Source organism: Candidatus Thiodictyon syntrophicum (genome assembly GCF_002813775.1).
Classification (GTDB): domain Bacteria; phylum Pseudomonadota; class Gammaproteobacteria; order Chromatiales; family Chromatiaceae; genus Thiodictyon; species Thiodictyon syntrophicum.
The window spans coordinates 4,652,918-4,677,436 of the sequence record NZ_CP020370.1 but is presented as its reverse complement, the minus strand read 5'-3'; the positions used below and the strand labels follow the sequence as shown (position 1 = coordinate 4,677,436).

The 24,519-nt window shown below is 67.1% G+C and carries 22 protein-coding genes; 8 read left to right on the top strand and 14 right to left on the bottom strand.

Going from position 1 to position 24,519, the window contains the following annotated elements:
- Window positions 1–138: 138 nt before the first annotated feature.
- Both htpX and THSYN_RS19635 read left to right on the top strand, forming a co-directional pair.
- Window positions 139–1,032 (top strand): protease HtpX, encoded by an 894-nt coding sequence (gene htpX, locus THSYN_RS19640; protein ID WP_172965312.1) that lies wholly within the window; start codon window positions 139–141, stop codon window positions 1,030–1,032.
- 202 nt (window positions 1,033–1,234) lie between these two features.
- The gene (locus THSYN_RS19635; RefSeq protein WP_100920616.1) at window positions 1,235–2,398 is read left to right on the top strand and encodes a glycosyltransferase family 4 protein; all 1,164 of its coding nucleotides are present in this window, start codon (window positions 1,235–1,237) and stop codon (window positions 2,396–2,398) included.
- 238 nt (window positions 2,399–2,636) lie between these two features.
- Here the strand turns inward: THSYN_RS19635 and THSYN_RS19630 are convergent, their stop codons facing one another.
- From THSYN_RS19630 to THSYN_RS19620, 3 genes are all read right to left on the bottom strand, one after another.
- Window positions 2,637–3,584, bottom strand: a complete 948-nt coding sequence (locus THSYN_RS19630) for a peptidylprolyl isomerase (RefSeq protein ID WP_100920615.1) — start codon at window positions 3,582–3,584, stop codon at window positions 2,637–2,639.
- A 117-nt stretch (window positions 3,585–3,701) separates the two neighbouring features.
- Window positions 3,702–4,004 carry a YciI family protein gene (locus THSYN_RS19625; protein ID WP_100920614.1) on the bottom strand — a complete coding sequence of 101 codons (303 nt, stop codon included), beginning with the start codon at window positions 4,002–4,004 and terminating at the stop codon, window positions 3,702–3,704.
- 1 nt (window position 4,005) lies between these two features.
- A complete protein-coding gene (locus tag THSYN_RS19620) occupies window positions 4,006–4,680 on the bottom strand; it encodes an inner membrane-spanning protein YciB (protein ID WP_100920613.1) in 675 nt (224 codons plus the stop codon).
- Window positions 4,681–4,945: 265 nt separating this feature from the next.
- On the opposite strand from THSYN_RS19620, the gene THSYN_RS19615 reads away from it, so the two are divergent.
- Window positions 4,946–6,058, top strand: a complete 1,113-nt coding sequence (locus tag THSYN_RS19615; protein WP_100920612.1) for a glycosyltransferase family 2 protein — start codon at window positions 4,946–4,948, stop codon at window positions 6,056–6,058.
- 127 nt (window positions 6,059–6,185) lie between these two features.
- Here THSYN_RS19615 and THSYN_RS19610 read toward each other — a convergent pair whose 3' ends face one another.
- The 6 genes from THSYN_RS19610 to THSYN_RS19585 all read right to left on the bottom strand — a co-directional run bounded on the left by THSYN_RS19610 (window position 6,186) and on the right by THSYN_RS19585 (window position 11,581).
- On the bottom strand, window positions 6,186–6,896 hold the full coding sequence (locus tag THSYN_RS19610) for an ABC transporter ATP-binding protein (protein WP_100920611.1): 711 nt from the start codon (window positions 6,894–6,896) through the stop codon (window positions 6,186–6,188).
- The gene (locus tag THSYN_RS19605; RefSeq protein ID WP_100920610.1) at window positions 6,893–7,702 is read right to left on the bottom strand and encodes an ABC transporter ATP-binding protein; all 810 of its coding nucleotides are present in this window, start codon (window positions 7,700–7,702) and stop codon (window positions 6,893–6,895) included. Before THSYN_RS19605 ends, THSYN_RS19610 begins: the two co-directional genes overlap by 4 nt.
- Window positions 7,686–8,813, bottom strand: a complete 1,128-nt coding sequence (locus tag THSYN_RS19600) for an ABC transporter permease subunit (protein WP_100920609.1) — start codon at window positions 8,811–8,813, stop codon at window positions 7,686–7,688. The genes THSYN_RS19605 and THSYN_RS19600 overlap by 17 nt, the downstream gene beginning before the upstream one ends.
- 205 nt (window positions 8,814–9,018) lie before the next feature.
- Window positions 9,019–9,942: a branched-chain amino acid ABC transporter permease gene (locus THSYN_RS19595; protein WP_100920608.1), complete on the bottom strand. Its 924-nt coding sequence runs from the start codon at window positions 9,940–9,942 to the stop codon at window positions 9,019–9,021.
- 21 nt (window positions 9,943–9,963) lie between these two features.
- Window positions 9,964–11,103, bottom strand: a complete 1,140-nt coding sequence (locus THSYN_RS19590) for a branched-chain amino acid ABC transporter substrate-binding protein (protein ID WP_100920607.1) — start codon at window positions 11,101–11,103, stop codon at window positions 9,964–9,966.
- A 160-nt stretch (window positions 11,104–11,263) separates the two neighbouring features.
- A complete protein-coding gene (locus THSYN_RS19585; protein WP_100920606.1) occupies window positions 11,264–11,581 on the bottom strand; it encodes a BolA family protein in 318 nt (105 codons plus the stop codon).
- Between the two features lie 177 nt (window positions 11,582–11,758).
- Here THSYN_RS19585 and THSYN_RS19580 point away from each other — a divergent pair, with 177 nt between their 5' ends.
- Window positions 11,759–12,319 (top strand): hypothetical protein, encoded by a 561-nt coding sequence (locus tag THSYN_RS19580; protein ID WP_100920605.1) that lies wholly within the window; start codon window positions 11,759–11,761, stop codon window positions 12,317–12,319.
- Between the two features lie 127 nt (window positions 12,320–12,446).
- Here the strand turns inward: THSYN_RS19580 and THSYN_RS19575 are convergent, their stop codons facing one another.
- The 4 genes from THSYN_RS19575 to THSYN_RS19560 all read right to left on the bottom strand — a co-directional run bounded on the left by THSYN_RS19575 (window position 12,447) and on the right by THSYN_RS19560 (window position 17,756).
- On the bottom strand, window positions 12,447–13,304 hold the full coding sequence (locus THSYN_RS19575; protein WP_100920604.1) for a hypothetical protein: 858 nt from the start codon (window positions 13,302–13,304) through the stop codon (window positions 12,447–12,449).
- Between the two features lie 3 nt (window positions 13,305–13,307).
- Window positions 13,308–16,079: an XrtA/PEP-CTERM system TPR-repeat protein PrsT gene (gene prsT / locus THSYN_RS19570; RefSeq protein ID WP_157817801.1), complete on the bottom strand. Its 2,772-nt coding sequence runs from the start codon at window positions 16,077–16,079 to the stop codon at window positions 13,308–13,310.
- Window positions 16,080–16,369: 290 nt separating this feature from the next.
- Window positions 16,370–17,038 carry a PEP-CTERM sorting domain-containing protein gene (locus THSYN_RS19565; RefSeq protein WP_157817800.1) on the bottom strand — a complete coding sequence of 223 codons (669 nt, stop codon included), beginning with the start codon at window positions 17,036–17,038 and terminating at the stop codon, window positions 16,370–16,372.
- A 337-nt stretch (window positions 17,039–17,375) separates the two neighbouring features.
- A complete protein-coding gene (locus tag THSYN_RS19560) occupies window positions 17,376–17,756 on the bottom strand; it encodes a HEAT repeat domain-containing protein (RefSeq protein ID WP_100920601.1) in 381 nt (126 codons plus the stop codon).
- Between the two features lie 479 nt (window positions 17,757–18,235).
- Between THSYN_RS19560 and THSYN_RS19555 the strand changes: the two genes are divergently transcribed.
- The 3 genes from THSYN_RS19555 to THSYN_RS19545 all read left to right on the top strand — a co-directional run bounded on the left by THSYN_RS19555 (window position 18,236) and on the right by THSYN_RS19545 (window position 20,579).
- Complete coding sequence (locus tag THSYN_RS19555; RefSeq protein ID WP_100920600.1) at window positions 18,236–18,658, top strand: hypothetical protein; 423 nt, start codon at window positions 18,236–18,238, stop codon at window positions 18,656–18,658.
- Between the two features lie 242 nt (window positions 18,659–18,900).
- Entirely contained in the window at window positions 18,901–19,806 is a 906-nt protein-coding gene (locus THSYN_RS19550) for a glycosyltransferase family 2 protein (protein ID WP_157817799.1), read from the top strand.
- Entirely contained in the window at window positions 19,803–20,579 is a 777-nt protein-coding gene (locus THSYN_RS19545) for a tRNA threonylcarbamoyladenosine dehydratase (protein ID WP_236848618.1), read from the top strand. The genes THSYN_RS19550 and THSYN_RS19545 overlap by 4 nt, the downstream gene beginning before the upstream one ends.
- Window positions 20,580–20,749: 170 nt before the next feature.
- Here THSYN_RS19545 and THSYN_RS19540 read toward each other — a convergent pair whose 3' ends face one another.
- Window positions 20,750–23,053 (bottom strand): NADP-dependent malic enzyme, encoded by a 2,304-nt coding sequence (locus tag THSYN_RS19540; RefSeq protein WP_100920597.1) that lies wholly within the window; start codon window positions 23,051–23,053, stop codon window positions 20,750–20,752.
- Window positions 23,054–23,283: 230 nt separating this feature from the next.
- Here THSYN_RS19540 and alaC point away from each other — a divergent pair, with 230 nt between their 5' ends.
- Window positions 23,284–24,516 (top strand): alanine transaminase, encoded by a 1,233-nt coding sequence (gene alaC, locus THSYN_RS19535; RefSeq protein WP_100920596.1) that lies wholly within the window; start codon window positions 23,284–23,286, stop codon window positions 24,514–24,516.
- Window positions 24,517–24,519 lie beyond the last annotated feature (3 nt).

Here is a 24,519-nt window from a genome sequence, read left to right as displayed (position 1 = left end):
GTCCAGCCCGTTTTTTCTTGGCCGAGTCGGCATCGCCCTCAGTGCCGGATCTCAAGTAACATCTCACAATTGCGTGCGGACCGCCCTTGCGCGCATGGTATGCACACCGTCGCAACCCTCAAGCCGGAGTCTCGACTCATGATGCGAATCTTCCTGTTTCTGGCGACCAATGTCGCCGTGCTGGTGGTCATCAGCCTGGTTTTCAACCTGCTTGGCCTGAGCGGCGTCAATGCCAACGGCGGCCTCGACTTGACGTCCCTGCTGGTGATGTCCGCCGTCATCGGGTTCACCGGGTCCCTCATCTCGCTTTTTCTCTCCAAGTCCATGGCCAAGCGCAGCATGGGGGTGCAGATCATCGAGCAACCGGGCACCCCCTTCGAGCGCTGGCTGGTGGACACGGTCGCGCGCCAGTGCGCGGCGGCCGGGATCAGGATGCCGGAGGTCGGCATCTTCGACTCGCCCGACCCCAATGCCTTTGCGACCGGCTGGAACCGCAACGCGGCCCTGGTCGCGGTCAGCACCGGACTCCTCCAGTCCATGACCAAGGACGAGGTGGAGGCGGTGGTCGGCCACGAGATCAGCCACGTAGCCAACGGCGACATGGTGACCCTGACCTTGATCCAGGGCGTGGTCAACACCTTCGTGGTGTTCTTGTCGCGGATCATCGGCAGCCTGGTGGACCAGGCCCTGCGCGGTCCCAACGATCAGCGCTCAGGTCCCGGGATCGGCTATTTTGTCGCCTCGATGATCGCACAGGTATTGTTGTCCTTCCTCGCGACCATGATCGTCATGTGGTTCTCCCGCTACCGCGAATTCCACGCCGACGCGGGTGGTGCCCGGCTCACCAGCCGGCGCCAGATGGTCGATGCCCTGCGCGCCTTGCAGCGCGGCCATGCGACAGCTGACCTGCCGTCGCGCGAGTTCGCCGCCTTCGGTATCAGCGGCGGCATCGGCCAGGGGCTCGCGGCCCTGTTCATGAGCCACCCGCCCCTGGAGGTGCGCATCGCAGCCCTGGAGTCCGGTCGCGATTGAGCTTGTTTCGGACGAGGTCCGGCGGCCCCCCGCAGCGGTCGGTGCGCGCAATCGGGCTCCGGGAGGGTCGGCGCTGTCATCACCGTCCGGCGGCCGTCGGCGCCTGCCGTGCGTTCTCCAGGGGCGGCGGCGGTGGTTTTTGTGTAGCATCGCGGGGTTTGCAGTGCGCCTATCCAACTCGACGAGAAGGCCCCCATTCCCCGTGAGCAGCTTCCGCATCCTGATGTTCGCGCGCTATCTCCCGCCGGAATACAGCGGCGCGGCGTCCCAGGCCCTGCTGCTGGCCAGGCGGTTGCGCGAGCGCGGCCATCGCATCGCGTTTGTGTCGCCGGCCTGGACCGGCGTCCCCCGGCGCTATGAGGTCGACGGCTTTGAGGTCACCGGGGTCCACATCAACCTGCGGGCGGTCCACCAGGAGTTCAGCGTGTGGCGCTCGCTGCTGGCCCACCTGTGGGAGCGGCGTCGGGAGATCGACATCGTGCATGGGCAGGGCGCCAATTACACCCAGAGCATCGTGGGCCCCGTGGGCCGTCTGCTGGGCAAACCGAGTCTGGTCAAGGCGAGCCTGGCCAACGACGACCTGAGCAGCCTGAGCGGCTCACGCGTCGCCCCCATCCACCGGGCCTTTCTCGGCATGATCGACGCCTATGTGGCGATCAGCGCCGATCTTGAGGAGGAATTCGCACTACGGGGGCTGTCCACCGCCAAGGTTCGGCGCATTCCCAACGGGGTGGATATGCAGCGCTTCCATCCGGCCACCCCAGAACAGAAGCGACAGGCGGCGGCGGCGCTCGGGTTGCCGCCCGAGCGCGCGGTCGCTCTGTTCGTCGGCGTGTTCGACCGTCGCAAGCGTATCGAGTGGCTGTGTGAGCGGTGGATCAGTACCCAGGGCTTCGGCACCGGCATGTTGCTTCTGGCCGTCGGCCCGACCAGTCGGGAGTCCTACGGTGCCGAGCTGCGGTGCAAGTTGGAGCAGTGGGCGGCGGCGTACCCGACTCTGCTGCGAATCCATCCGCATGTGCGGGACGTGGTGCCCTACTATCAGGCGAGCGATTGCTTTGTCTTCCCCTCGGCCAACGAAGGGCTTCCCAACGCCCTGCTGGAGGCGATAGCCAGCGGTCTGCCCGCGGTGGCGACCAGGGTCAGCGGCTGCAACGAACTGGTAAGCGACGGGGTCACGGGCGCCGCCTTCGAGGTGGACGACGCGGCCGGGCTGGCCGCGGCGCTGCAAGCGGTGCAGGGTGATTGCGGACGCCGGATGGGGGCTGCGGCCCGGCTGATGGTGCAGGCGGGTTTCGACATCGATATCGTAGCGGCCCGCTACGAGGCCCTCTACGCTGAGCTGATGCAGCGCAAGCGGCGCTGATCCGCTGAACCAAGAAAGAGTATTTGGCCGCAAATGAACGCAAATAAGCGCAAATAAATCTGCTGGTTAGCATCGTCGCGGGCGTCACCCGGATGATTAACACGCACCAAAGGCTAAGTCTTCGATTATTTGCGTCAATTTGCGTTCATTTGCGGCTAAACTTCTTCTTTTTAATAAAATTAAGGGCCGCCCCGATCAACCAGGGCGGCCGGAAATCGCACCGCGCTTGGGGTGCAGACTATTTCTTGTCGTCCTTCTTGGCCGGGCTCGCCGGTGCCGCGTCCGGTGCCGCCGCGTCCGTCTTGGGGGTGACCTTGACCACCTCCTCGTTCAAGTCCACCTTGGCCCCTTCGCGCAGCTTGTTGACCTCAACCGCCAGCTTCTGACGCTGGACCAAGGCGGTGAGCTTTTGCTTGGCGTCTTCAAAACTGGGCGGCTCGCCGGTGCGGGTCTCCTGCAGGTTGATGACGTGCCAGCCGAACTGGGTCTGTACCGGCTCCTTGGAGTTGGTACCCGCTTTCATTTTCGCCACGGCATCGGCAAAGGGCTTGGGCATCGAATTGGCGTCGAACCAATCGAGCACGCCACCGTCGGTCTTGGCGGTCGAGACCTCCGAGTTCTTTTTCGCCAGTTCGCCGAAGTCCGCCCCCTTTTCCAGGTCCTTGATGACCTTTTTGGCCGCGGCCTCGTCCTTGAGCAGGATGTGGCGCGCCTTGAACTCGGTGCGGGCCGCGTTTTTCTTGACCTCTTCGTAGGCCTTTTTCAACTCGTCATCCGTGACCTTCAGGTCCTGGGCCATGGCGGCCAGGGCCGCGTTGGACAGGACCTTCAGGCGCTGCACCTCGATGGCCGCGGTGACGTCCGGGGCGTCCTGGAGTTTGCGCTTCTGCGCCTCCTGGGCGGCGACGACCATGGTCATGAACTCATTGAACGCCTGCTGCTGGAAGGCCGGGTCATTCTGGGCCTGGGTCTCCTGCAGCCGCTCCATGAAGAACATGCGGAAGAGATCCAGGGGATAGGCGACACCGTTGACCGTGGCAATGTTGACGTTGGCCCCAGGGGCGGCCGGCGCGGCGGCGGCGGCGGCCGGCGCGGCACCCTTGGGCGCCACCTTGGCGTCGTCCGCCAGGCACAGACCGGAGGCGAGCAGGGCGCCGACCACGAGTGAAATACGATTCTTGAGCATGTCGTTACGGTTCCGTAGGTTGGTTTCAGTGGTTAGGTGAGAGGCCGCGGCCCGCGCTGCGTACCGGCGCAGCGTCGGTCTGGCCGCCGGGGTGCGGTACCGGCCGGTGTCGATTGGTCAGGCGGGGAACACCTGTTTGAATGGCTTGACCTGGACCTGGGCGTAGACCCCGGCCGTGACATAGGGGTCCGCGCCCGCCCAGCGTTCGGCCGTCGCCAGGTCCGGAAACTCCGCGACGATGAGCGACCCGGTGAAGCCCGCGGGCCCCGGGTCCGGACTGTCGATGGCGGGATGGGGTCCGGCCAGGACCAGGCGCCCCTCCTCCTGGAGGGCGCGCAGGCGCTCCAGGTGGGCGGGACGGGCGCTCAGGCGGGCGGTGAGGCTGCCCGGCACGTCGGCGGCGATAATGGCATACAGCACGTCAGTCGGTCTCCACGGCCGTGGGTTCGTCCTCGAGGTGGCGTCCCAGATAGAGGGCCTGGGCGACCACGAAGAGCAGGGTGAGTCCCATCATACCGAACAGCTTGAAATTGACCCAGTACCCTTCGCGGACATGGGCCTCGTTGCACAGCGCCAGCAGGGCGTCGGAAAACTGGGCGGCACAGGTCGCCAGATCGATCGCGTCCAGTCCGGTCGCCTGGAGCAGCGCGTGCTGGGCCTGGTAGAAGCCGCTGGCCCAATAGACCACGAAGAGATTGGTCAGCCCCAGGACGACGAAGAACAGCGCCCAGGTCAGGTTCAGCTGGCGCCAGACGGGGGCGGGGACCCTGATCGCCTGGCCCATCATGCGCTGGGTCAGGGGGCGTTTGCCGATCCACTGGCTACCCAGGAAGGCTGCCCCGAACAGCCAGTTGACCAGGGTCGGCTTCCACATCACGAAGATCGGGTCGCGCAGGGCGATGGTCAAGCCGCCGAAGACGACGATCAGCCCCAGGGTTGCAAGCAGCAGTTTGTCCACCCGGTGCTCGCGCCACCACACCCAGGCGACCTGGAGCCCCGCGGCGGCGATGGCCGCCCCGGTCGCCCAGTAGATGCCGGCAAACTTGTAGACAACGAAAAAGAGCACGATCGGGAGCAGGTCGAACAGGATCTTCATGAGGAGTCCTTAAGGGTTGCGGCTAACCGGGACCGCTGGGTGTCGGTGGCGGCAGCGACGCGGTGATGTGCTCCTGCCGGCGTCGCCGACAGCGCGGGACGCGGAGCATAAGCCCTTGCCGGGTTCTAGGTAAAGCCGGGCTCGATCCGGGAAAGAGGAGCCCTGCGCCGACGAATAGTACAATCGCCGGCAAGCCGACCGGTCGGCAAGAGCCCCGTCGCGGCGTCAGTACCGGTCCTCCTAACCGCTAACCCCCGAGGTCAACGTGTCCCCAAGCCCTGAGCTATCAGTAATAGTCCCGACCTTCAACGAGCGGGAGAATGTCCAGGAACTGGTGAAACGGCTCACCGCGGTCCTTGATGGCGTCGCCTGGGAGGTCATCTTCGTGGACGACGACTCACCGGACGGCACCGCCGCGCTGGTGCGGGAGGTCGCGCGGCAGGACCCGCGGGTGCGGGTGCTGCAGCGGATCGGCCGACGGGGCCTTTCCACCGCCTGTGTGGAGGGCATGCTGGCCTCTTCCGCCCCCTACCTGGCGGTGATGGATGGGGATCTGCAACATGATGAGTCGATCCTGCCCGCCATGCTGCGAGGGGTGAAAGAGGGGGGCTTTGAGATTGCCATCGGCAGCCGCTATGTCGTCGGCGGCGGCCTGGGCCAATGGGCGGGTGATCGGCAATTTGCCAGCCGCTTTGCGACCCGGGTGTCCCGGTTGCTCCTCAAGGCGGCGGTGCAGGACCCTATGAGCGGGTACTTCCTGCTGAAACGCGGAGTCCTGGAAGGGGCGGTGCATGACCTGTCGGGAATCGGCTTTAAGATTCTGTTGGACCTGTTCGCCTCAAGCCCCAAGCCCCTGCGGTTCATTGAGGTGCCTTATGAGTTCCGGACCCGGCAGGCGGGCGAGAGCAAGTTCGATACGGCGGTCCTCTGGGACTTTCTGATGATGCTGCTGGACAAGACCTTGGGGCGCTATGTCCCGATCCGCTTCATCCCCTTTGCCTTGGTCGGTGGGGCCGGGGTCTTTGTCCACTTGTTCGTCTTGTGGCTGGTCTTTGACCTGGGTGGTGCCCGCTTTGCCGTCGGTCAGACTGTCGCCGCGGTCGTGGCGATGACGTTCAACTTCTTCATCAATAACGTCGTCACCTACCGCGACCGACAACTGCGCGGCTGGGGGCTGCTGCGCGGCTGGGTTTCCTTCACGCTCGCCTGCTCGCTCGGCGCCGTCGCCAACGTCGGCATCGCCACCTACGCCTTCGAGACTCACTTGGTCGGCCAGACTGCCTGGGTCCTGTCGGCCATTGCCGGTATCATCGTGGGGGCAGTATGGAACTATGCCGTGACGTCCGTGTATACCTGGAACAAGGTCAAGGGCGCCTGACGTCTTCCCGCCAGACCGACGCCCCAAGCGTTGTCGTTGTCGTTGTCGTTGTCGTTGTCGTAATCGTGGTCGGATTATTCGATTACGACAACGACAACGACAACGACTGATGCGCAAGGAACCCGGGTCAGGCCCCCAGATAAGCGGCGCGGACCTTGGGGCTTGCGAGCAGCGCGGCGGCGGCGTCCTGGTGGACGATCAGCCCGCCCTCCAGGACGTAGCCGCGGCCGCTCACCTCCAAGGCCAGGCGGGCGTTCTGCTCCACCAAGAGCAGGGTCATGCCCTGGTCGGCGATGAGCCGGATGGTCGCGAAGATCGTCTGCACCGCCAGGGGGGCCAGCCCCATGCTGGGCTCGTCGAGCAGCAGCAGGCGCGGGCGGCTCATCAGGGCGCGGGCGATGGCCAGCATTTGCTGTTCACCCCCGGACAGGGTGCCGCCGGTCTGGGCGCGACGCTCCTCCAGGCGCGGAAAGAGCCCGTAGACACGCGCGAGATCCGCGGCAATACCAGCCATATCAGTACGGAAATAGGCCCCCATTTGCAGGTTCTCCGCCACCGTCAGGCGCGGGAAGACCCCGCGGCCCTCCGGGACCAGACTGATCCCGAGCCGCGCCCGCCGGTGTACCGGCAGTCCCGTCACCTCGCTGCCGGCGTAGCGGATGGTCCCGGCGGCGGCCGGCAGGAGGCCCGCGAGTGCGCGCATCGTCGTGGTCTTGCCCGCCCCGTTGGCGCCGATCAGGCAAACGACCTCCCCCTGCGTGACCGCAAGGTCGATCCCCTTGAGGGCGCGGATGCCGCCGTAATGCACCTCGAGGCCCTGGACTTCGAGCAGGCTCATGCCGCGGCCCCCCCCGCCCCGGCGCCCAGATAGGCCTCGATCACGGCCGGGTCGCGCTGCACCGCAGCGGGCGGCCCATCGGCGATCTTGCGCCCGTAGTCCAGCACCACGACCCGGTCGCACAGGTCCATCATCAGACGCACGTCGTGCTCGATCAGGAGCAGGGTCAGGCCCCGGGCGCGGATCGCCTCCAGGAGCCCCTTGAGGGCTTGGGTCTCGATCGGATTCATCCCCGCGGCCGGCTCGTCGAGCGCCAGGACCTTGGGGTCGGTGGCGAGTGCCCGGGCGATCTCCAGGCGCCGTTGGTCGCCATAGGGCAGTTGCCGGGCGAGTTGGTCAGCGCGTGCGGCGAGCCCCACCCGTTCCAGGAGTTGCCGGGACCGCTCGCGGATGGAGCGCTCCTCGGCACGGGTGCGCGCGCCGCGCAGCACGGCCCCCAAGACCCCGGCGCGCGAGCGCACATGGCGTCCGACCATCACGTTCTCCACGACACTCATGTTGGCGAACAGCCGGATGTTCTGGAAGGTGCGTGCCAGCCCCAGGGCCGCCACCGCGTGGGGCTTGAGCCCGGCCAGCGGCACGCCATCCAGGTGTACGCTGCCGCTGCTCGGGTGATAGAGCCCGGTGAGACAGTTGAAGAAGGTGGTCTTGCCGGCCCCGTTAGGCCCGATCAGTCCGACGATCTCGCCCGCCTGGACCGCGATGGAGACCTCGCTGAGCGCGGTCAGCCCACCGAAGCGTTTGGTCACCGCGCGGGCGTCGAGCAGCGGCGGCGGGCGGGCGGCGGTCTCAGCGTTCGGCGTCATAGAGTGCCTCTTGTTCCTGCCGGACCAGGTCCGGGTTGTCCGGGTGCAACTCCCGCGCCCGCACCGGCGAGGGCCAGAGCCCCTGGGGTCGGAACAGCATCACCACCACCAGCGCGAGACCAAAGAGGAGCATCCGCAGATCTGCCGGGTCCACCAGCACCCGTCCGAGCAGCCCCTCCTGCAGCGGGCCGATGTAGCGCAGCAGTTCCGGCAGCACGGTCACCAGGATGGCCCCCAGGATGACCCCCGGGATGTGGCCCATGCCCCCCAGCACCACCATGCACAGGATCATGATGGACTCCATCAGGGTGAAGGACTCGGGGCTCACGAAACCCTGGAAGGCGGCGAAGAGTCCGCCCCCCAGGCCGCCGAAGGTCGCCCCCATGGCGAAGGCCAGCAGCTTCAGGTTGCGGGTGTTGATACCCATCGCCTCGGCGGCGACCTCGTCCTCGCGGATCGCCGCCCAGGCGCGCCCGATGCGCGACCCCTGTAGCCGCAGGGCCATGAAGATCACCGCCAGGGTGAGAAGGAGAAACAGGTAATAGTGGGTGTGTGTGCCGGGCAGCGTGACCCCCAGCCATTCGCTTGGCCGCCGCAGGGACGCATCGGCGATGCGCACCGGGTCGATCATGTTGATGCCCTGGGGGCCGTTGGTGAGATTGACCGGGGCATTCAGGTTGTTCAGAAAAATCCGGATGATCTCCCCGAAGCCGAGCGTCACGATGGCCAGATAGTCACCGCGCAGGCGCAGTGTCGGGGCGCCTAGCAGCACCCCGAAGAGACAGGCGACCCCGGCCCCCAGCGGCAGCAAGGCCCAGAAAGGCAGGTGGATGCCGAGTTGGGGCGAGGCCAGGATGGCGTAGAAATAGGCCCCCACCGCATAGAAGGCGACATAGCCGAGATCCAGCAGCCCCGCAAACCCCACCACGATGTTGAGCCCGAGCGCCAGCATCACATAGAGCAGCGCGAAATCGAGTATCCGCACCCAGGACCGCCCCATCCCGGCGTCCACCAGGAAGGGCAGGGCGACCAGCAGCACCGCCAGGGCCGCATAGGCACCCCAGGCGAGGCGCGGGTCGCGGTAGAAACGCTCGGGCAGCAGGTCAGGCATACTGAGAATTGTTGTCCGCAAATGAACGCAAATGAACGCAAATGAAGAAAATTCCGTGCCCTGTCCGGCACGCCCTCGCCATATCCATCGCGTCTTGCAAAACCCGTGGCAGCGCTGGAGGGGAGTGACGGTTCGGGCGAGCACCGCAACAACCCAGCCAAGATCTTAATTTGCGTTTATTTGCGTTCATTTGCGGACAAAACCCTTAGGCACGGTCCGCCACGCGCTCGCCCAACAGCCCGGAGGGGCGGAAGACGAGCACCAGGATCAGGATGAAGAAGGCGAAGATGTCCTGGTAGTGGCTGCCCAGAAAGCCGCCGGTCAGATCCCCGATATAGCCCGCCCCCAGGCTCTCGATCACCCCCAGGAGCAGCCCGCCCAGCAGGGCCCCGGGGATGTTGCCGATGCCCCCGAGCACCGCCGCGCTGAAGGCCTTCAGCCCCAGGAGGAAGCCCATATTGTAGTGGGCGATGCCGTAATAGGCGGCGATCAGCAGTCCCGCCACCGCCGCGAGCGCCGAGCCCACCGCAAAGGTGGCGGCAATCACCCGGTTCACGTCCACCCCCATGAGCCCCGCCACCTCCCGGTGCTGGGCAGTGGCGCGCATCGCCCGCCCCAGCCGGGTGCGCTGCACCAGCAGCAGCAGGGCGCCCATGGTCAGGGCTGCCACCGCCACGATGAGCAACTGGACATTCGACACCGTGGCCCCGTGCCACTCATAAACATGGGGGGCCAGCACCGGCGGGAAGGAGAGATATTGGCGGCCCCAGATGATCATCGCCAGGTTCTGCAGGACGATCGAGACCCCGATGGCGGTGATCAGCGGGGCCAGACGCGGGGCATTGCGCAGGGGCCGGTAGGCGACCCGCTCCACCAGGACCCCGGTCGCCATGCATACCAGCACGGCCGCGGCCAGGGCCACCGCCAGGGCCAGCGGCACCGGCACCCCGGCCGCCACCAGCAGGCCGAGGACCGTCACCGACACCATGGCCCCCAGCATCACGATCTCGCCGTGGGCGAAATTGATCAACTCCAGGATGCCGTACACCATGGTGTAGCCCAAGGCCACCAGGGCGTACAGGCTACCCAGGATCAGGCCGTTGACGAGTTGCTGGAGCAGGACGTCCATGCGCGGCGCGGCGGGTGGTTGCTACTGCGCCGCCTGGCCGCCGACGGTCTCCACCGGCTCCCAGTGGCCCTTCTTGACCTGATAGAGGGTGACGGGGCCGTCCTTCAGATCCCCCTTGTCGTCGAAGGCGATGGGGCCGATGACCCCGTCGATGCGGGTCTTGGCCAGTTCCGGCAGGTACTTCTCAGGCTCGGTCGAGTCGGCCCGCAGCATCGCCTGGATCATCACCACGGCCGCGTCGTGGGCGAAGGGGGCATAGATCTGGACCTTGCCGAAGCGCTCATTGAAGCGCTTTCTGAAGTCTGCCCCCCCGGGCATCTTCGCCAGCGGCAGCCCAGGCGACGACCCGATGGCCCCCTCCCCGGCGGGTCCCGCGAGTTTGAGGAATTCGGCCGACTGCATGCCGTCGCCGCCCATGAAGGCGGTCTTCATCCCCAGGGTGCGCAGCTGCCGGATCATGGGGGCGGCCTGGGGGTCCATGCCGCCGAACACCACCACGTCCGGCTTCTTGGATTTGAGCGAGGTGAGGATGGCGGTGAAGTCGGTCGACTTATCGGTGGTGTATTCCCGGCCCACGACCTCCCCGCCGGCCGCCGCGACCCCCTTCACCACCTCGTCGATCAGGCCCTGGCCGTAGGCGGTGCGGTCATCGATCACCGCCACCCGCTTGCCGAGCTTGGTCGCGTACTTGCCCAAGGCCTGACCCTGTTGGGAGTCGTTGGCCATCACCCGGTAGGTGGTCTTAAACCCCTGGTGGGTGTAGGCCACCGCGGTGGAGGCGGGGGAGATTTGGGGGATGTCGTTGTCGGCATAGATGCGTGAGGCCGGGATGCTGGCCCCCGAGTTCAGGTGCCCGACCACGCCCTTGACGCCCTCATCCACCAGCTTTTGCGCCACTACGGTCGCGGTCTTGGGGTCCGCCGCGTCGTCCTCGACCTGCAGGACGAACTGGACCGGCTGACCGCCGAGCCGGGGATTGGTCGCGTTGATCGCGTCCACCGCCAGGCGGGCCCCGTTCTCGATGTCCTTTCCCAGGTGCGCCTGGGGACCGGTCAGCGGCGCCACGCAGCCGATCTTGACCGTCGCCGGATCGGCGGCCCCGGCGGGCGCCGTCCAGTAGGAGGCGCCAAGAATACACGCAATCAATAACTTGGATCTCATGAGTCTGCTCCCGATGCCGTGCCGACAGGATTGACGATGGGAAGCGCAGGGCCCCCGTTTTAAGACTTGCCCGGCCAGGTGCAGGCCGGCCGGGCGGCAATAGTATCAATAGCGGCGCTTCCTTACCTCGCCGATGTTGGCGCCGGCCGGTTCCCCCGCCTCAGTCTGCGTGCGATCCGCCCTGGCACGGGGGCGACTCCGGGGCCGTACCGCCCTTCTCAAACCACTCCCGCGGGGTCCAGGTGTGCAGGGCCAGGGCGTGGAGCCCGTGGTCGAACTCGTCGCGCAGCAGCCGATTGACCACCCGGTGGCGCATGACCAGCCCATGGTCGGCGAACTGCTCGCTGACCACCAACACCTTGAAGTGTGACTGGGCCCCCACCGGCACCGCGTGCAGGTGGCTCTCGTCGACCACTTCCAGGTGCAGCGGCCCCAGGGCTTGTGTCAGGACGGTCGTGATACGGGTCTGTCGGTTCATGCTGAGGTCCCGGGTCGTGAGGGCGGGGCGTCACCCCGATGCCCCGTTAGGTGCGGTCGCCCCGGCGTTGCGGCAAGCGTTCCTGTTCCCCCGTACCCGTGCGCGTGCCCCGGTCGGTGCCTATGGCGGGAGACGGGCAGGGCGTCAGGGGCCTACAATCCGGGCCGAACCCGCTCTTTGTCCGGCACCGAACTGCCGATGGCCACGGACTATCTCGGCTATGGGGTGAACCGCGGACCGCACCCCTTTGCCCTGGGCCGGCTCAATGCCCCGGCGGGCCGGGACCTGATCCATGCCGCCCGTGAACTCCTGGCGCGACTCGGGCGCAAGACGGGCGCGGCGCTCTATGTCACCGGTTACAGCGAGGGCGGAGGTAACGCATTGTGGCTCGGCCGCCTGCTGGAGGAGGCCCGGGACCCGGCGCTGCGGCCGAGTTTCATCACGGCCATGTCCGGGCCCTACGACATCACCGGGGCCACCGCGCACTCCTTTCTGGAGGCGCAGCCGGATTTTGTCGACAATTTGATCGATAAGCCCTTTTTCATCGCCTTCGCGGGCGTGACCGCGGCGCAGGTGACCGGCCAGCCGCTCAGCGCCCTGCTGCGTCCGCAGTTCGCCCAAGAGACGGCGGCACTCCTGCCGGGGACCCAGCCGGACGAGGTGGTCCAGGCGCGGCTCTTGGGAGCGGCGGTCGCGAACCTCGATTATCTGCGCCCGGTGAACCGCTCCAGACCATGAGCCACGATGTCGGCTTCGTCCCGTGCAGCATCCTGGCGGCGCGCAGCTTTCGGGTGAAGGCACTCGCGCAACTCCCCCGGCTCGCGGACCCCAAATAACCCTTGAAAAGTCGCCCGGCGGGCGGTTTTCAGCAGTCGCCGCGCAGTTCGATGTGCTCGGCCACCAGCAGCGTCGCGGCGGCCGCGACCACGGCGTCCAGGGGCGCTCTCAGGGCCGGCGCGGCGAGCGCGTCCCGCATAATCCCCTCCGCCCGGCCGTAGAGGCACAGGCGCAGGTGCTCGCTGGTGCGCACATGCAGTTGCAGGTCGGTCAGGATGTGCCCGAACTCGCTATGGGTCGGGGCGCTGCCCAGGGCGCGGAACAGCTCCGCCAGGGCGGCGAACAGCGGCACGGCCGCCGCGCCCAGCCCGAAATCGGCGGGCCGGTACTCCACCTGGTGTTCGGAAATCCGCCCGACCCAGACCCGGAAGCTCTCCTTCTGCAGCGAGTGGTAGAGGGGGGACTCCGAGATCAGGAACAGCAGCAGATGCCGCGGGTTGGCGTAATAGCGCCCGCCGCGCACCTCCCAGAAGCAGTCGTTGATGAAGCGGTGCAGCCGGATGTGCTCGCGGAAGTCCGCCGCCTGCAACTGATCCAGGATCAGCACCGTGGGCTCCCCCTCGCTCTGGGCGCAGGCCTCGCTCACCGTCAGGTCCAAGGGGTCGATGGGCGGCTCCGCGCGGCCCATCTCGTCCTGGCTCGGCGGCAGCAGCACGTCGGGCAGGGGCGGGTGGGCCTCGGTGAAGTCGAGATACAGCAGATGGGGGAACTCCAGTGCCCGGCCCAGGGCCGTGGCGAAGGCGCTCTTGCGCCGCTCTGAGTCGCCCTCAATGTTGAGCGTACGCAAGGTGCGCGTCGGGCCTTCGAGCAGGCAGCGGACCTGGAATTCATAGTCGTCGTTGGACTCGAATCCGTAGCGGGCCATCTTGTCGCGCAGGTTGGGCATGGATCATTGCCAGGTCTGCAGGAGCAGCGTGCGCGCCGCCTCCTCCTCGGGGAATGGCTGCCCCAGGATCGGCTGGAGCGCGGCGCGCGCCCGCTCAGGCTCACCGGCGGCCAGCAGGGCGCGGGCGTGATGGTAGGCGATGGTGGGGTCCTTGGGCGCCGCCAGTGAGGCTTGGGCGAAGGCCTGGGCGGCGGCCTGGGCCTCGCCCCTGGCCAGCAGCGCCTGCCCCAGGGTATCGCCGACCGCGGGATCGGCCGGCACCGCGCGCGCCGCGGCCCGCGCATGGTCCAGCGCCTGGGCGGGGTCCTGCTCCAACAACAGCATCGCCAGGTTGTTGTTGGTCACCGGGTCGTCGGGCTGCGCCTGCAGCAGGGACCGGTAAATTTCGATCGCCTGTTGCGGCTGTCCGCGCCGTTCGTAGATCTGGGCCAAGCGGCGCCGCACCTCCGCATCGTCGGGGTGGACCGCGAGCCAGGTGTCGGCCGTCGCGGTGGCCGACTCCAGGGCCGGCGCCTTGACCTGGGCGCTCAGCAGCAGCAGCAGCACCTCCCGGTCCGCGGGGTCGGACTGGAGCAGGGCGCCGAGCCGTTTCTGGGCCTCCTCGTATTTCTCCTCATCGAGGCTCAGGCGCGCCTGCAGCAGCGGCAGCCCGGGCAGTGGCACCCCCAATGCCAACAAACGCTCGATCAGCGCGGCCTTCGCCGCCGGGTCCGGCAGGGCGGGGTAGACGTTGCGCAGGGTCGGGCCCACCAGGGGTGAACTCGGATCGACCTTCAAGCCGGCCAACAGGTGCCCCTGCATGGCGCCGGCCTGCTTGGCCGCCGCGTAAGCGTTTGCCAACAGCAGCCGCGTCTGCGCCGATCCGGGCTGCCGGTTCACCAGGGTCTCCAGCGTCGTCGCGGCCTTGAATGGCTGCCCCGCGGCGAGTTCCAACTGGCCGCGCGCCAGCAGCAGGCGCGGGTCGTCGGCGAGCGTCGGCACGGCGTCCTGCAGGGTGCGCAGGGCCTCCTGCGTCTGCCCCGCGGACTGGTAGCCCTGGGCCAGGTTGAGCCGCAGGTTCAGGTTGGCGGGGTCCTTGGTCACGGCCTCGCGCACGCGGGCCAGCGCAGCCGCCTGGTGCCCGGCGTCCACGTCCAGCTGAGTCAGCAGCAGGGTTGCGTCGGCATCGCGCGGGTCCACTGCCAGGACCTGCCCATAGAGCGCGCGCGCCGCCTCCGTCCGCCCGGCGTGTCGCTCCAGGGTGGCGAGGTTGAAGGCCGCATCGGCAAACCCGGGTTTGAGCTCCAGGGCGCGCGCGAAGGCTTGGCGCGCCGCGGGCTCGTCGCCCAAGGCGAGATGCGCGAGGCCCAGGGCAACCTGGGCGCGCGGGCTGTCCGGCACCGCCGCCAGATAGGCCAGTGCCTGGGCCTGGGCGGCCGCGCCATCGGGCTTGGCCAGCAGCAGTCGGACCAACAGCACCTGGGCCGTCTCGTCCGCGGGGTTCTTCTCCAGCAGCGCGCGCAGCTCCAGCTCCGCGGCCTCGCGCTCCCCGTCGGCCAACAGGGCGGCGGCCAGTTTCACCGGTGTCTGCGCATCGTCCGGACGGGCGGCGAGTGCCTGACGCAGCAAGGCCCCGGCCTCTCCCGGCCGGCCGTCTTGCGCCATGACATCGCCGAGAATCTCAAGCACGTCCGGATTCGTGGCTTGTTGGTCCGCGAACGGGCGCAGCGCGGTTTCGGCGCCCTTGAGATCCCCGCGGGCGAGCCGCGCCCGCGCCAGCAGGGTGGCCGCCGTGGACGAGTCCGGGGCGGTGCGGCAGGCGCGCGTCAGGTACTCGTCGGCCTCCTGGTAGCGCGCAAGTTGGAACAGCGCCACCCCCGCCAGGTAGAGCGCCTGGGGATCCTCGGGGCGATAGGGGAGGTACAGATTGAGCTGCGCCAGGGCCGGTTCCGGTTGATTCTGCTTCAGCAGCAGCAAACCGCGGGCGTAATTCAGGCCGGGGAATTGCGGAACCTGTTGGCTGGCCAAGTCGATATCGGCCTGGGCCTCCACCAGCTTTTCCAACTCCAGGCGTGCCAGGGCGCGCTTATAGAGTGGCATCCAGGTGGCGCGCGCAGTCTCGATCGCATGTCCGAACGCCTCCTCTGCCGGTTGCGGCATGCGGTTGGACAGCGCTAAATCACCCCGCGCCTCCCACCCGGTGGAGTCCCCGGGGTTGGCCGTGATCGCCTGGTCCACCAGGGCGCGCGCGCGCGTCATGTCATCCTGGCGCGCGGCGAGCCTGGCGAGGCCGAGCAGGGCGCGGGGATAGGTGGAAATCAGGTCCAGGGCCTTGTCAAACGCCTGGTTCGCCTGATCTGGCTGGCCCAGGGCCAGGTAGGCTTCACCCCGGATGGCGTGCAGTTCGGCCTGCTTGCGCGGGTCCGTTGGTGAACCGATCGCCGGGTCCTCCAGGATCTCGGCGTACTTGCCCTGAAGCAACTGCGCCTGGGCCACGTCCGTCTGATACTCGGTGGCATTGAGGCGGCCTTCCTTGATGGCGCGCTTGAGTTCCTGCTCGGCCGCAGCGCCGGACGCCAGGTCCAGATAGACCTGCCCCAACAGCGCCCGTACGGCGGGGTCGTTGCCGCCCTGCCTCAGATAGTGCTTCAGGGTCCGGACCGCGGCGCGCCCATCCCCGGACTGCCATTGGCTACGGGCATCCGCGAGGGGGTCCGCCTGAGCGACCGGCATGAGGATCAATAAGGCGAGCACGCCCGACACCAGAGCGGGCTGCAAACCGCGTTGGCTCGTCATTGGAGGGATCTCCTGCGTCATGCCCGATGGTGCCCGACGCTGGGGTCAGGCCGCTTGGACAATGCCCGCGGAACCACCGCTTGCGGCGCCCGGGCCTGTGGCAGCAGAACTAAAGGACTAATCGCGGTCAGCACCGGGGTCGAGTGAGAAGGGGTGGTATACGGGGCCCCCAATTGGTTGCGGCACCATCCGTTGTGCGGCGCACATGCCATCGAGGCGCCGATCCGCTCCGGGGTCCCGTCGTTGGCCATGCGGATCAGCAGGGCTGGTCGGGCGACCCACGGCAGGGGTCAGGCGCGCTTGACGCTGCGGGCCAGCCCAGCCAGACCGATGCCCACCAGCATTAGGGTGCCCGGTAAAGGAACGGTCTCGACAAGACCGATGGCCGCCCAGCCCGTCGGATCACTCGTGCCCAGGGTCATGGTCGTGGTCATCCTGAGCGTGCTGACGTCGGCGAAAACGCTCCGGTCGGTGAACGAGGCGAACGTGAAGAGGTCATCGGACGTGCTGCTGGTGAAGGTCCGCGATGCGCTGGAGGTTCCGTTCACGAGAAAGGTGACGGTCAACGCGTTATTGACCAGTGCGGGCAGGCTGATGCGGAGGCCAAGTGCGTTGCCGGCGGTGAAATCCCTGTCGGACCCCGAAATCCCGTTCCATTGGACATAGACGGTCCCGGGCGATGCATTGTTGGCAACATAAAGCGCAGACGGATAAGACGCTGTCGCGATGCGAGCGTCCGTCCACGAGGTCTCGCCGGTGGCGGCCTGGCTCGAGAGGGTACGGGAGGTGCCGATATAGGTCACCCCGGCGCCCGAGGTGTTGATGGGGATGTCAACGCTTGCCCCGTTTGCGACCCGCTTGTTGGACTGCGTCGTGTCGAAGCTGTCGATGGTCAAGGCGCCGGCGTTACATGCTGCCAGAACGCCGCAGAGGGCCAACGCGAGATCAATCTTTTTCATCGAACGATGTGCTCCACTGCCAGTGCGTACCAGGGGACATTGATGGCCGCGGTTGCGCGCGGACACTGCAAATTTCGAGCCACTTAACGCTTGTAGCGCGGCCCCCGGACTGCCACCGGGCGCGGGGTTGACCCAGTCGAGCGACGACGCACCGGGACTGCGCCGACAAATACCAGGTCCAATCATAACCGAAGACCTTACGGCTGGGAAGCTGGTAGCTGCGATCAAGCGGCGCTTGTCGGCGCAAAGAAACCCCTGATCGAGGATACCGCGGCGGCCGCCCGGACTTGGCGGGCGAGGTGAACGCCATCGCGGCGCCCGGGCCCCGCCCGGCCGGTCAGGGTCCCGTCGGCGTGCCCGGCGCGAGCGTCGACAGGTGCTTGGCGGTCACGGTGGCGGCGCTGCGCAGATGCTCGGCCGGATCGGCCTTGGCGATCTCGGCCACCCGTTGGGCGAAGTCAGCGCGCTTGAGTCGGTCGGCCGTGCTCAAGGCGAGTTTGCGTACCCCCACGTCGGGGTCATTGAGCGCATTCATCACGAGGTCAGTGGGGGCTGCCGCCGCCAGGTTTTTCAGTCCATCCGCGACGGCGATGCGCACCTGCGGGTCATGGTGTCGGGCTGCAACCCGCAGCAGCTCGATCGCCGCGAGGCCGCCGATCAGGCTGGCCGCGTAGGCCGCCTTGGCCGCCTTGAGCGGATCAGTGGCCTCGGCGATCATCTGCAGATGGGGCAGGGCCGCGGGTCCAAGTTTCGGAAAGGCCGCGTAGTCGGGCTCCTCGCGGTCGATTTCAGCAAGTGCCGGTAATGACCCACACCGTCCGGTGCCACCAATTCGGGCGTGGTCGCGGGACCGAGCCAGCCCCCGGGGCCGCCCAGGGCAGCGTATTTCACGTCGATATCTGACATTGATGTCTCCTGTCACATCGCGTTGGTCGAGAAAGACTCCGTCGTTGCGGGTCGGCCGCGCCGGCGGGCGCGGTGGCCGCCAGACCTCGCCCCGCGGCAGGTCTATCGAGCACCTCGGCACTATCCTGACCAGCAGTGAAGCTTACTGGCCGCTCACCTGCCGCAATGAGTGACCGACCCGGTGTCCGTCCTGTCGCGGCTAAAGATAGCTGCATCGCCCATCCCCCGATAGTGAAAAAGTCCCTGGCAAGCGCAGATAATGGCCTGAAACCTGTCAGAAATTTCCGACGTATGGAACCCGGTACCGGCCAGGCATTATTCGAGCGGCTGGTGCTGATCGACCTGGACCAAGCGGTCGAGTCCAATATCAACCACTCGGATCAGGTACCGGGGCGGCGGGCGGTAGGTCGCAGCCCCAGCGCATCGATATCGACGAGCTGGCGGCGGTGCTGCATGCTCCGTTGCTGGTCGTGCCGCGCCAGCGCCCGACGCAGCCTCGGGGCGCTCGCCAACGGCACGATCGGCGTGGGCCGCGTGTTTTCGCGCGATCCGATCGTACCCCCGGGCGCTGGGGACGGCGCGCTTGACGGCACGCTGAACTGCCACGGCCGCGGCTCCAGCGTTATGGACACCGCCGGCTTCGGCATGGACTTGGTGACGCAGGTGCCGCAGATCGTCTGCGAGTTGCCCGTTGTTGGCGCCTGCCGTTGCTGATAATCTGCCGCCAAATGCCATTACCTGGCGGTCGCGTCCGTATCCCGTCCTCCTGCGATGTGATAGCCCCACGCGCGCCCGCCATCCGGAACCAGGACCATGACCGACGACCGACCCGCCCCAGCAGCACCGCCGCATCGGCTTCGGGCGGCTGCGCTGCTGGCGGGCGATGGTCACCTGATAGCCGGCAGTTCGCGGCACCGCTACCGCCGCAGACGACCGAGGACAGGAGATCACCGGGGATGAGCCATCTTGAGAGGGATACGGTTAGGACTATTGCGCAGCGGGTCGCCGGCCGGGTGCGGACCTGGGTGGCAACGCAAGAATTCTGGTTGACTTCGCCGAAGAAATACACAAGCACACGGCGCAGGAACAGTCCCTGCTGCACCATCGTAATTGCCCACAAGAATGCCCCGGAGTTCGTGAAGGCATGCCTGCAAAGCATTGCGACGCACACGATACAGACCACCTACGAGATCATCGTCGCCGATGACTGCTCCGCTGCGCCGGCGTTTTCAGAATTGCTGGCGATTCGGCAACCGTATCTGAGACTCTACCGTTTCCGGACCCCGCACGGGCATTCGTTCGTGCTCGAGTGGCTCTACCGCAAGGCCCGATCACCGTACGTCCTGATCCTTGATCAGGATACCCTCCTGCTATCGAATCGATGGGAGACCTTGCTTGACGAATTCCAGCGCGATCTGCGCCTGACTCTCATCGGCATGAGGGATCAGCATATCAACCGCCACAGTCCCCGGATGGTGCACCCATCCTTTCTGTTGATCAACAAGACGAGATGCAGCGCGCGCCTGCAGCCGCCATTCTTCGTCGGCGAGCGACCGGGATATGAGGGTTACGAGATCGGCCAGCAAGAACCCTACCATGCCCTGAGCTGCAAAGCCCTGCTCCAGGACCCGCACAGCATCGGCTACCTGGACACCCATCCGACCCAGTACGGACTTGGTTGTGTCGGTTATTATCGCGACGTGCGGGATGCAGTCGTCTACCACCAGTGGTACTCGGGTCGCCTGTATACGCTGAATGATGACGACGTGATCGACGGGCATCCCGCACGCAGTTTTAGGCAAGGGATCAACAAGTTCTGGCAAGACTACTATGCGGGCCAGCTCGACATGAGCACGCGGTGAGCGCAACGATCGGTGCGACCGAGGGCCTGATCGATCCCCAACGCCGTTTCAGCGGTCTGCGCCGCCTCTGGGGCGACGCGCACTATGCCCGGGTGCGCGCGGCCCGCATCGCGGTCGTGGGGGTCGGCGGGGTTGGGTCCTGGTCGGCGGAGGCCCTGGCGCGCTCGGGCGTGGCCGGGCTGGTGCTGATCGACCTGGACCAGGTCGCCGAGTCGAATATCAACCGCCAGGTGCAGGCGCTCGACAGCACCCTGGGTGCGGCCAAGGTGCAGGCGTTGCGGCGGCGGATCGCGGACATCCACCCCGACTGTGAGGTCACGGCGGTGGAGGAGTTCGTTACCCCGGAGAACTGGCCGGCGCTGCTGCCGGGGCCGGTGGATGTCGTAATCGACGCCTGCGACCAGGGGCACGCCAAGCTCGCCATGGCGCACTGGGCCTGGCGCGGCGGGCATTCATTGGTCTGCGCCGGGGCGGCCGGCGGCAAGTCGCAGCCGCAGCGCATTGAGGTCGATGACTTGGCGCTGGTGACGCACGACCCGCTGTTGGCCGCGCTGCGCCAGCGCCTGCGCAAGCTCGGCGCCCCGGGTCGCGGCAGGATCGGCCTGCCTTGCGTCTTCTCGCGTGAGCCCATCACCCTGCCGGCCGCGGGCGACTGCATGGTCGACGGCTCCCTGAACTGCCATGGCTACGGCTCCTGCGTCATGGTCACCGCGAGCTTCGGCATGGCGCTCGCGGCCGAAGCGCTGCGGCTCCTGCGCAGCGACCGCGAATGAAGCGGCGGCCGCGGCTTAACCGTGAAAGCCGCGCCGCACCGCGACCGTAGGGTGCGCCGTGCGCACCATCGCGCCAATCGAAACCCTAGGCCGCGGCGATCAACCGCAGCCTCTCAAGGTGCGCACGGCGCACCCTACGCCAATGGTCCGGGCAATTGCGTCAGGTGGTACTAACGCGCCGCCGCCGCGCTCGCCATCGCCAGGGCCGTCATGTTCAGCATCCGGCGCGGCGTGGTCGCGGGGGTGAGGATATGGGCCGCGGCGGCGGCACCCATCAGGATCGGGCCCACCGTCACACCGCTGCTGATCGTGGTCTTGAGTACGTTGTAGAGGATGTTGGCCGCATCCAGGTTGGGGCAGACCAGCAGGTTCGCCGAACCGCTCAAGGTCGAATCGCTCAGGTAGCGGTTGCGGATGCCCTCGTCGAGCGCGGCGTCGCCGTGCAATTCGCCATCACATTCAATGCCGGGGTGGCCGGCGACGAACAGGTCGCGCGCCAGACGCATCTTCCTGGCCGAGGCGCGCCTGGACCCGCCGAAGCTGGAATGCGACAGAAAGGCGACCTTGGGCGGCAGGCCGAAGCGCTGCACCTCCTGCACGGCCATCCAGGCGATTTCGGCCAACTGTTGCGCACCGGGGTCTTCATTGACATAGGTGTCGGTGATGAAGAGCGGTCCGCGGTCAGTCATCAGGACATTGACGGCCGCGTAATTGCTGACGCCGGGTTGCAGACCGATGATGCTGTCGATGCATTCGAGATGGGCCTCGTAGGTGCCCACCAGGCCGCAGAGCATGGCGTCGGCGTCGCCGAGCGTGACCATGAGCGCGGCGATGCGGGTATTGGAGCGACGCACCGCCGCCTTGGCCTCATCGGGCGTCGCCCCATTGCGGCTCATGCGCTGGTGATAATGGGTCCAATACTGGCGGAAGCGCGGGTCTTCATGGGGGTTGGCGTTTTCCACATCGACCCCGAGGCGCATCCGCAGTCCGGCCTTCTCGATGCGGGCGTTGATCACGGCCGGGCGTCCGATCAGGATGGGCCGGGCGACCTGTCCGTCGATCGCCATCTGCGCGGCGCGCAACGCCCGCTCGTCCTCCCCGTCGGCAAAGGCGATGCGCTTTCCGGCGTCAGGCAGGGCCTTGGCGACATTGAAGACCGGGCGCATGAGGATGCCGGTCCGGTAGACAAAGAGCGACAGGCTGTCCCGGTAGGCCTGCATGTCGGCAATGGGGCGGGTGGCCACCCCCGAGTCGGCGGCGGCCTGTGCCACGGCGGGTGCGATGGTCAGGATCAGGCGGGTGTCGAACGGCTTGGGGATCAGGTACTCGGGTCCGAATTTCAGCTCCTCCCCGGCATAGGCGGCGGCCACGACATCGGTGGTCTCGCGCTTGGCCAATGCCGCGATCTCATAGACGCAGGCGAGCTTCATCTCGGGCGTGATCTTGGTGGCGCCGCAGTCGAGTGCGCCGCGGAAGATATAGGGGAAGCACAGGACGTTGTTGACCTGATTCGGGTAGTCCGAGCGGCCGGTCGCGATGATGCAGTCGGGGCGCGCGGCCTTGGCCAGTTCCGGGCGGATCTCGGGCTCGGGGTTGGCCAGGGCCAGGATGATGGGCCGCGCGGCCATGGTCTTGACCATATCGACCGTCAGTACCCCGGCGGCGGAGCAGCCCAGGAAGACGTCGGCGTCCCGGACGACATCGGCCAGGGTGCGCGCCGGCGTCGCCTGCGCATAGCGGGCCTTGGATTCGTCGAAGCCGCCGGGGCGGCCCTCGTAGATCACGCCCTTGGAATCGGCCATGAAGACGTTCTCGGGCCGCACGCCCAGGCCGACCATGACATCCACACAGGCGATGGCCGCCGCGCCGGCACCCGAGACCGCCAGTTTCACGCTGCCGATGGCCTTGCCGACCAGTTCCAGGCCGTTGAGCAGGGCCGCGCTGGAGATGATGGCGGTGCCGTGCTGATCGTCATGGAACACCGGGATGTTCATGCGCCGGCTCAGCTCGCGCTCGATATAGAAGCACTCCGGGGCCTTGATGTCCTCCAGGTTGACGCCGCCCAACGTCGGCTCGAGCGCGGCAATGATATCGATCAGTTTGTCCGGGTCGTGCTCGGCCAGCTCGATATCGAAGACATCGATCCCCGCGAATTTCTTGAACAGGCACCCCTTGCCCTCCATCACGGGCTTGCCCGCCAGCGGGCCTATGTCGCCCAAACCCAGCACGGCCGTGCCGTTGGTCACTACGCCTACCAGATTTCCGCGTGAGGTGTATTCCGCCGCAAGCCCCGGATCGGCCTGGATGGCAAGGCAGGGGTAGGCCACGCCGGGCGAGTACGCCAGCGCCAGGTCGTGCTGGTTCGACAGCGGCTTGGTGGGCGTGACTGAGATCTTGCCGCGACTGGGGCTGCGATGATACTCAAGGGCTGCGTCGCGGAGGGCCTGTTCGGCGGCGGACAGATGTTGGGTCATAAAAAACTCGGGCTTGATGCTGAATGGGCCGGCGCGATCGGGTCGTCCGCTGGGGGCCGCGCGGACTGGCAATATGCAACGCAAGCCCGGGAATCACAAGGTCACTGCCGGAAAAACCCGGGGCGCCCGGCGTGGCGGTGCGCCGCGGCAGGCCGTTGTCGCCGACCGCGGTTTCAATCCCCGGGGCGCAACGGTAAACTTCCGGGCTTTGCCGCCAGCCCGAGGTCGCCGTGGTCATTCCTGATTCGGATTTTCGCCGCATCAAGCGCTTGCCGCCCTATGTCTTCAACATCGTCAACGAGTTGAAGGCCGAGGCCCGGGCCCGCGGGGAGGACGTGATCGATTTCGGGATGGGCAATCCGGACCAGCCAACGCCACCGCACATCGTGGAGAAGCTGATCGAGGCGGCGGGGCGCAAGGACACCCACCGTTACTCGGTCTCGCGCGGCATCCCGCGCCTGCGCCGGGCCATCTGCAACTGGTACCGGGACCGCTACGACGTGCACCTGGACCCGGACGCCGAGGCGATCGTCACCATCGGCTCCAAGGAGGGCCTGGCGCACCTGGCGCTCGCGACCATGGGGGCCGGAGACACCGTGCTGGTGCCCAACCCGGCCTACCCGATCCATCCCTATGGGTTCATCATCGCCGGGGCCGACGTGCGCCATGTCCGCCTGACCCCGGACACCGATTTTTTCGAGGAATTGCAGCGCGCCATCCTGGAGTCCTGGCCCAAGCCGAAGATGCTGGTGCTGAATTTCCCCGGTAACCCGACCACCCAGTGCGTGGAACTGGACTTCTTCCAGCGGGTGATCGACATCGCCGGTGAGCACGGCATCTGGGTGGTGCACGATCTGGCCTATGCCGACATCGTCTTCGACGGCTACCAGGCCCCGTCGATCCTCCAGGTCCCTGGGGCCAAGGATATCTCGGTGGAGTTCTTCACCCTGTCGAAGAGCTACAACATGCCCGGGTGGCGGGTCGGTTTCATGTGTGGTAACAAGACCCTGGTCGGGGCCCTGGCGCGCATCAAGTCCTATCTCGACTACGGTACCTTCACCCCTATCCAGGTGGCGGCGATCACCGCGCTGGAAGGCCCCCAGCAGTGCGTGCGCGAGATCGCCGCGACCTACCAGGGCCGTCGGGATGTCCTGTGCAAGGGCCTGAACGAGGCCGGGTGGGAGGTCGCGCTGCCGCGGGCGACCATGTTCGTATGGGCGCGCATCCCCGGCTTTATCCAGGAGCAGCTCCGCCCGCACCTTCAGGACGGGGCCTCCCTCTCGCTGGAGTTCTGCAAGCGTCTGATCGTCGAGGCCAAGGTCGCGGTGGCCCCGGGGATCGGTTTCGGCGACTATGGTGACGAGTATGTACGCTTCGGCCTGATCGAGAACGAGCACCGCACCCGCCAGGCGGTGCGCGGGATCAAGGAGATGTTCCGGCGCGAGTCGCGGGCGGGGGCCTGAGGG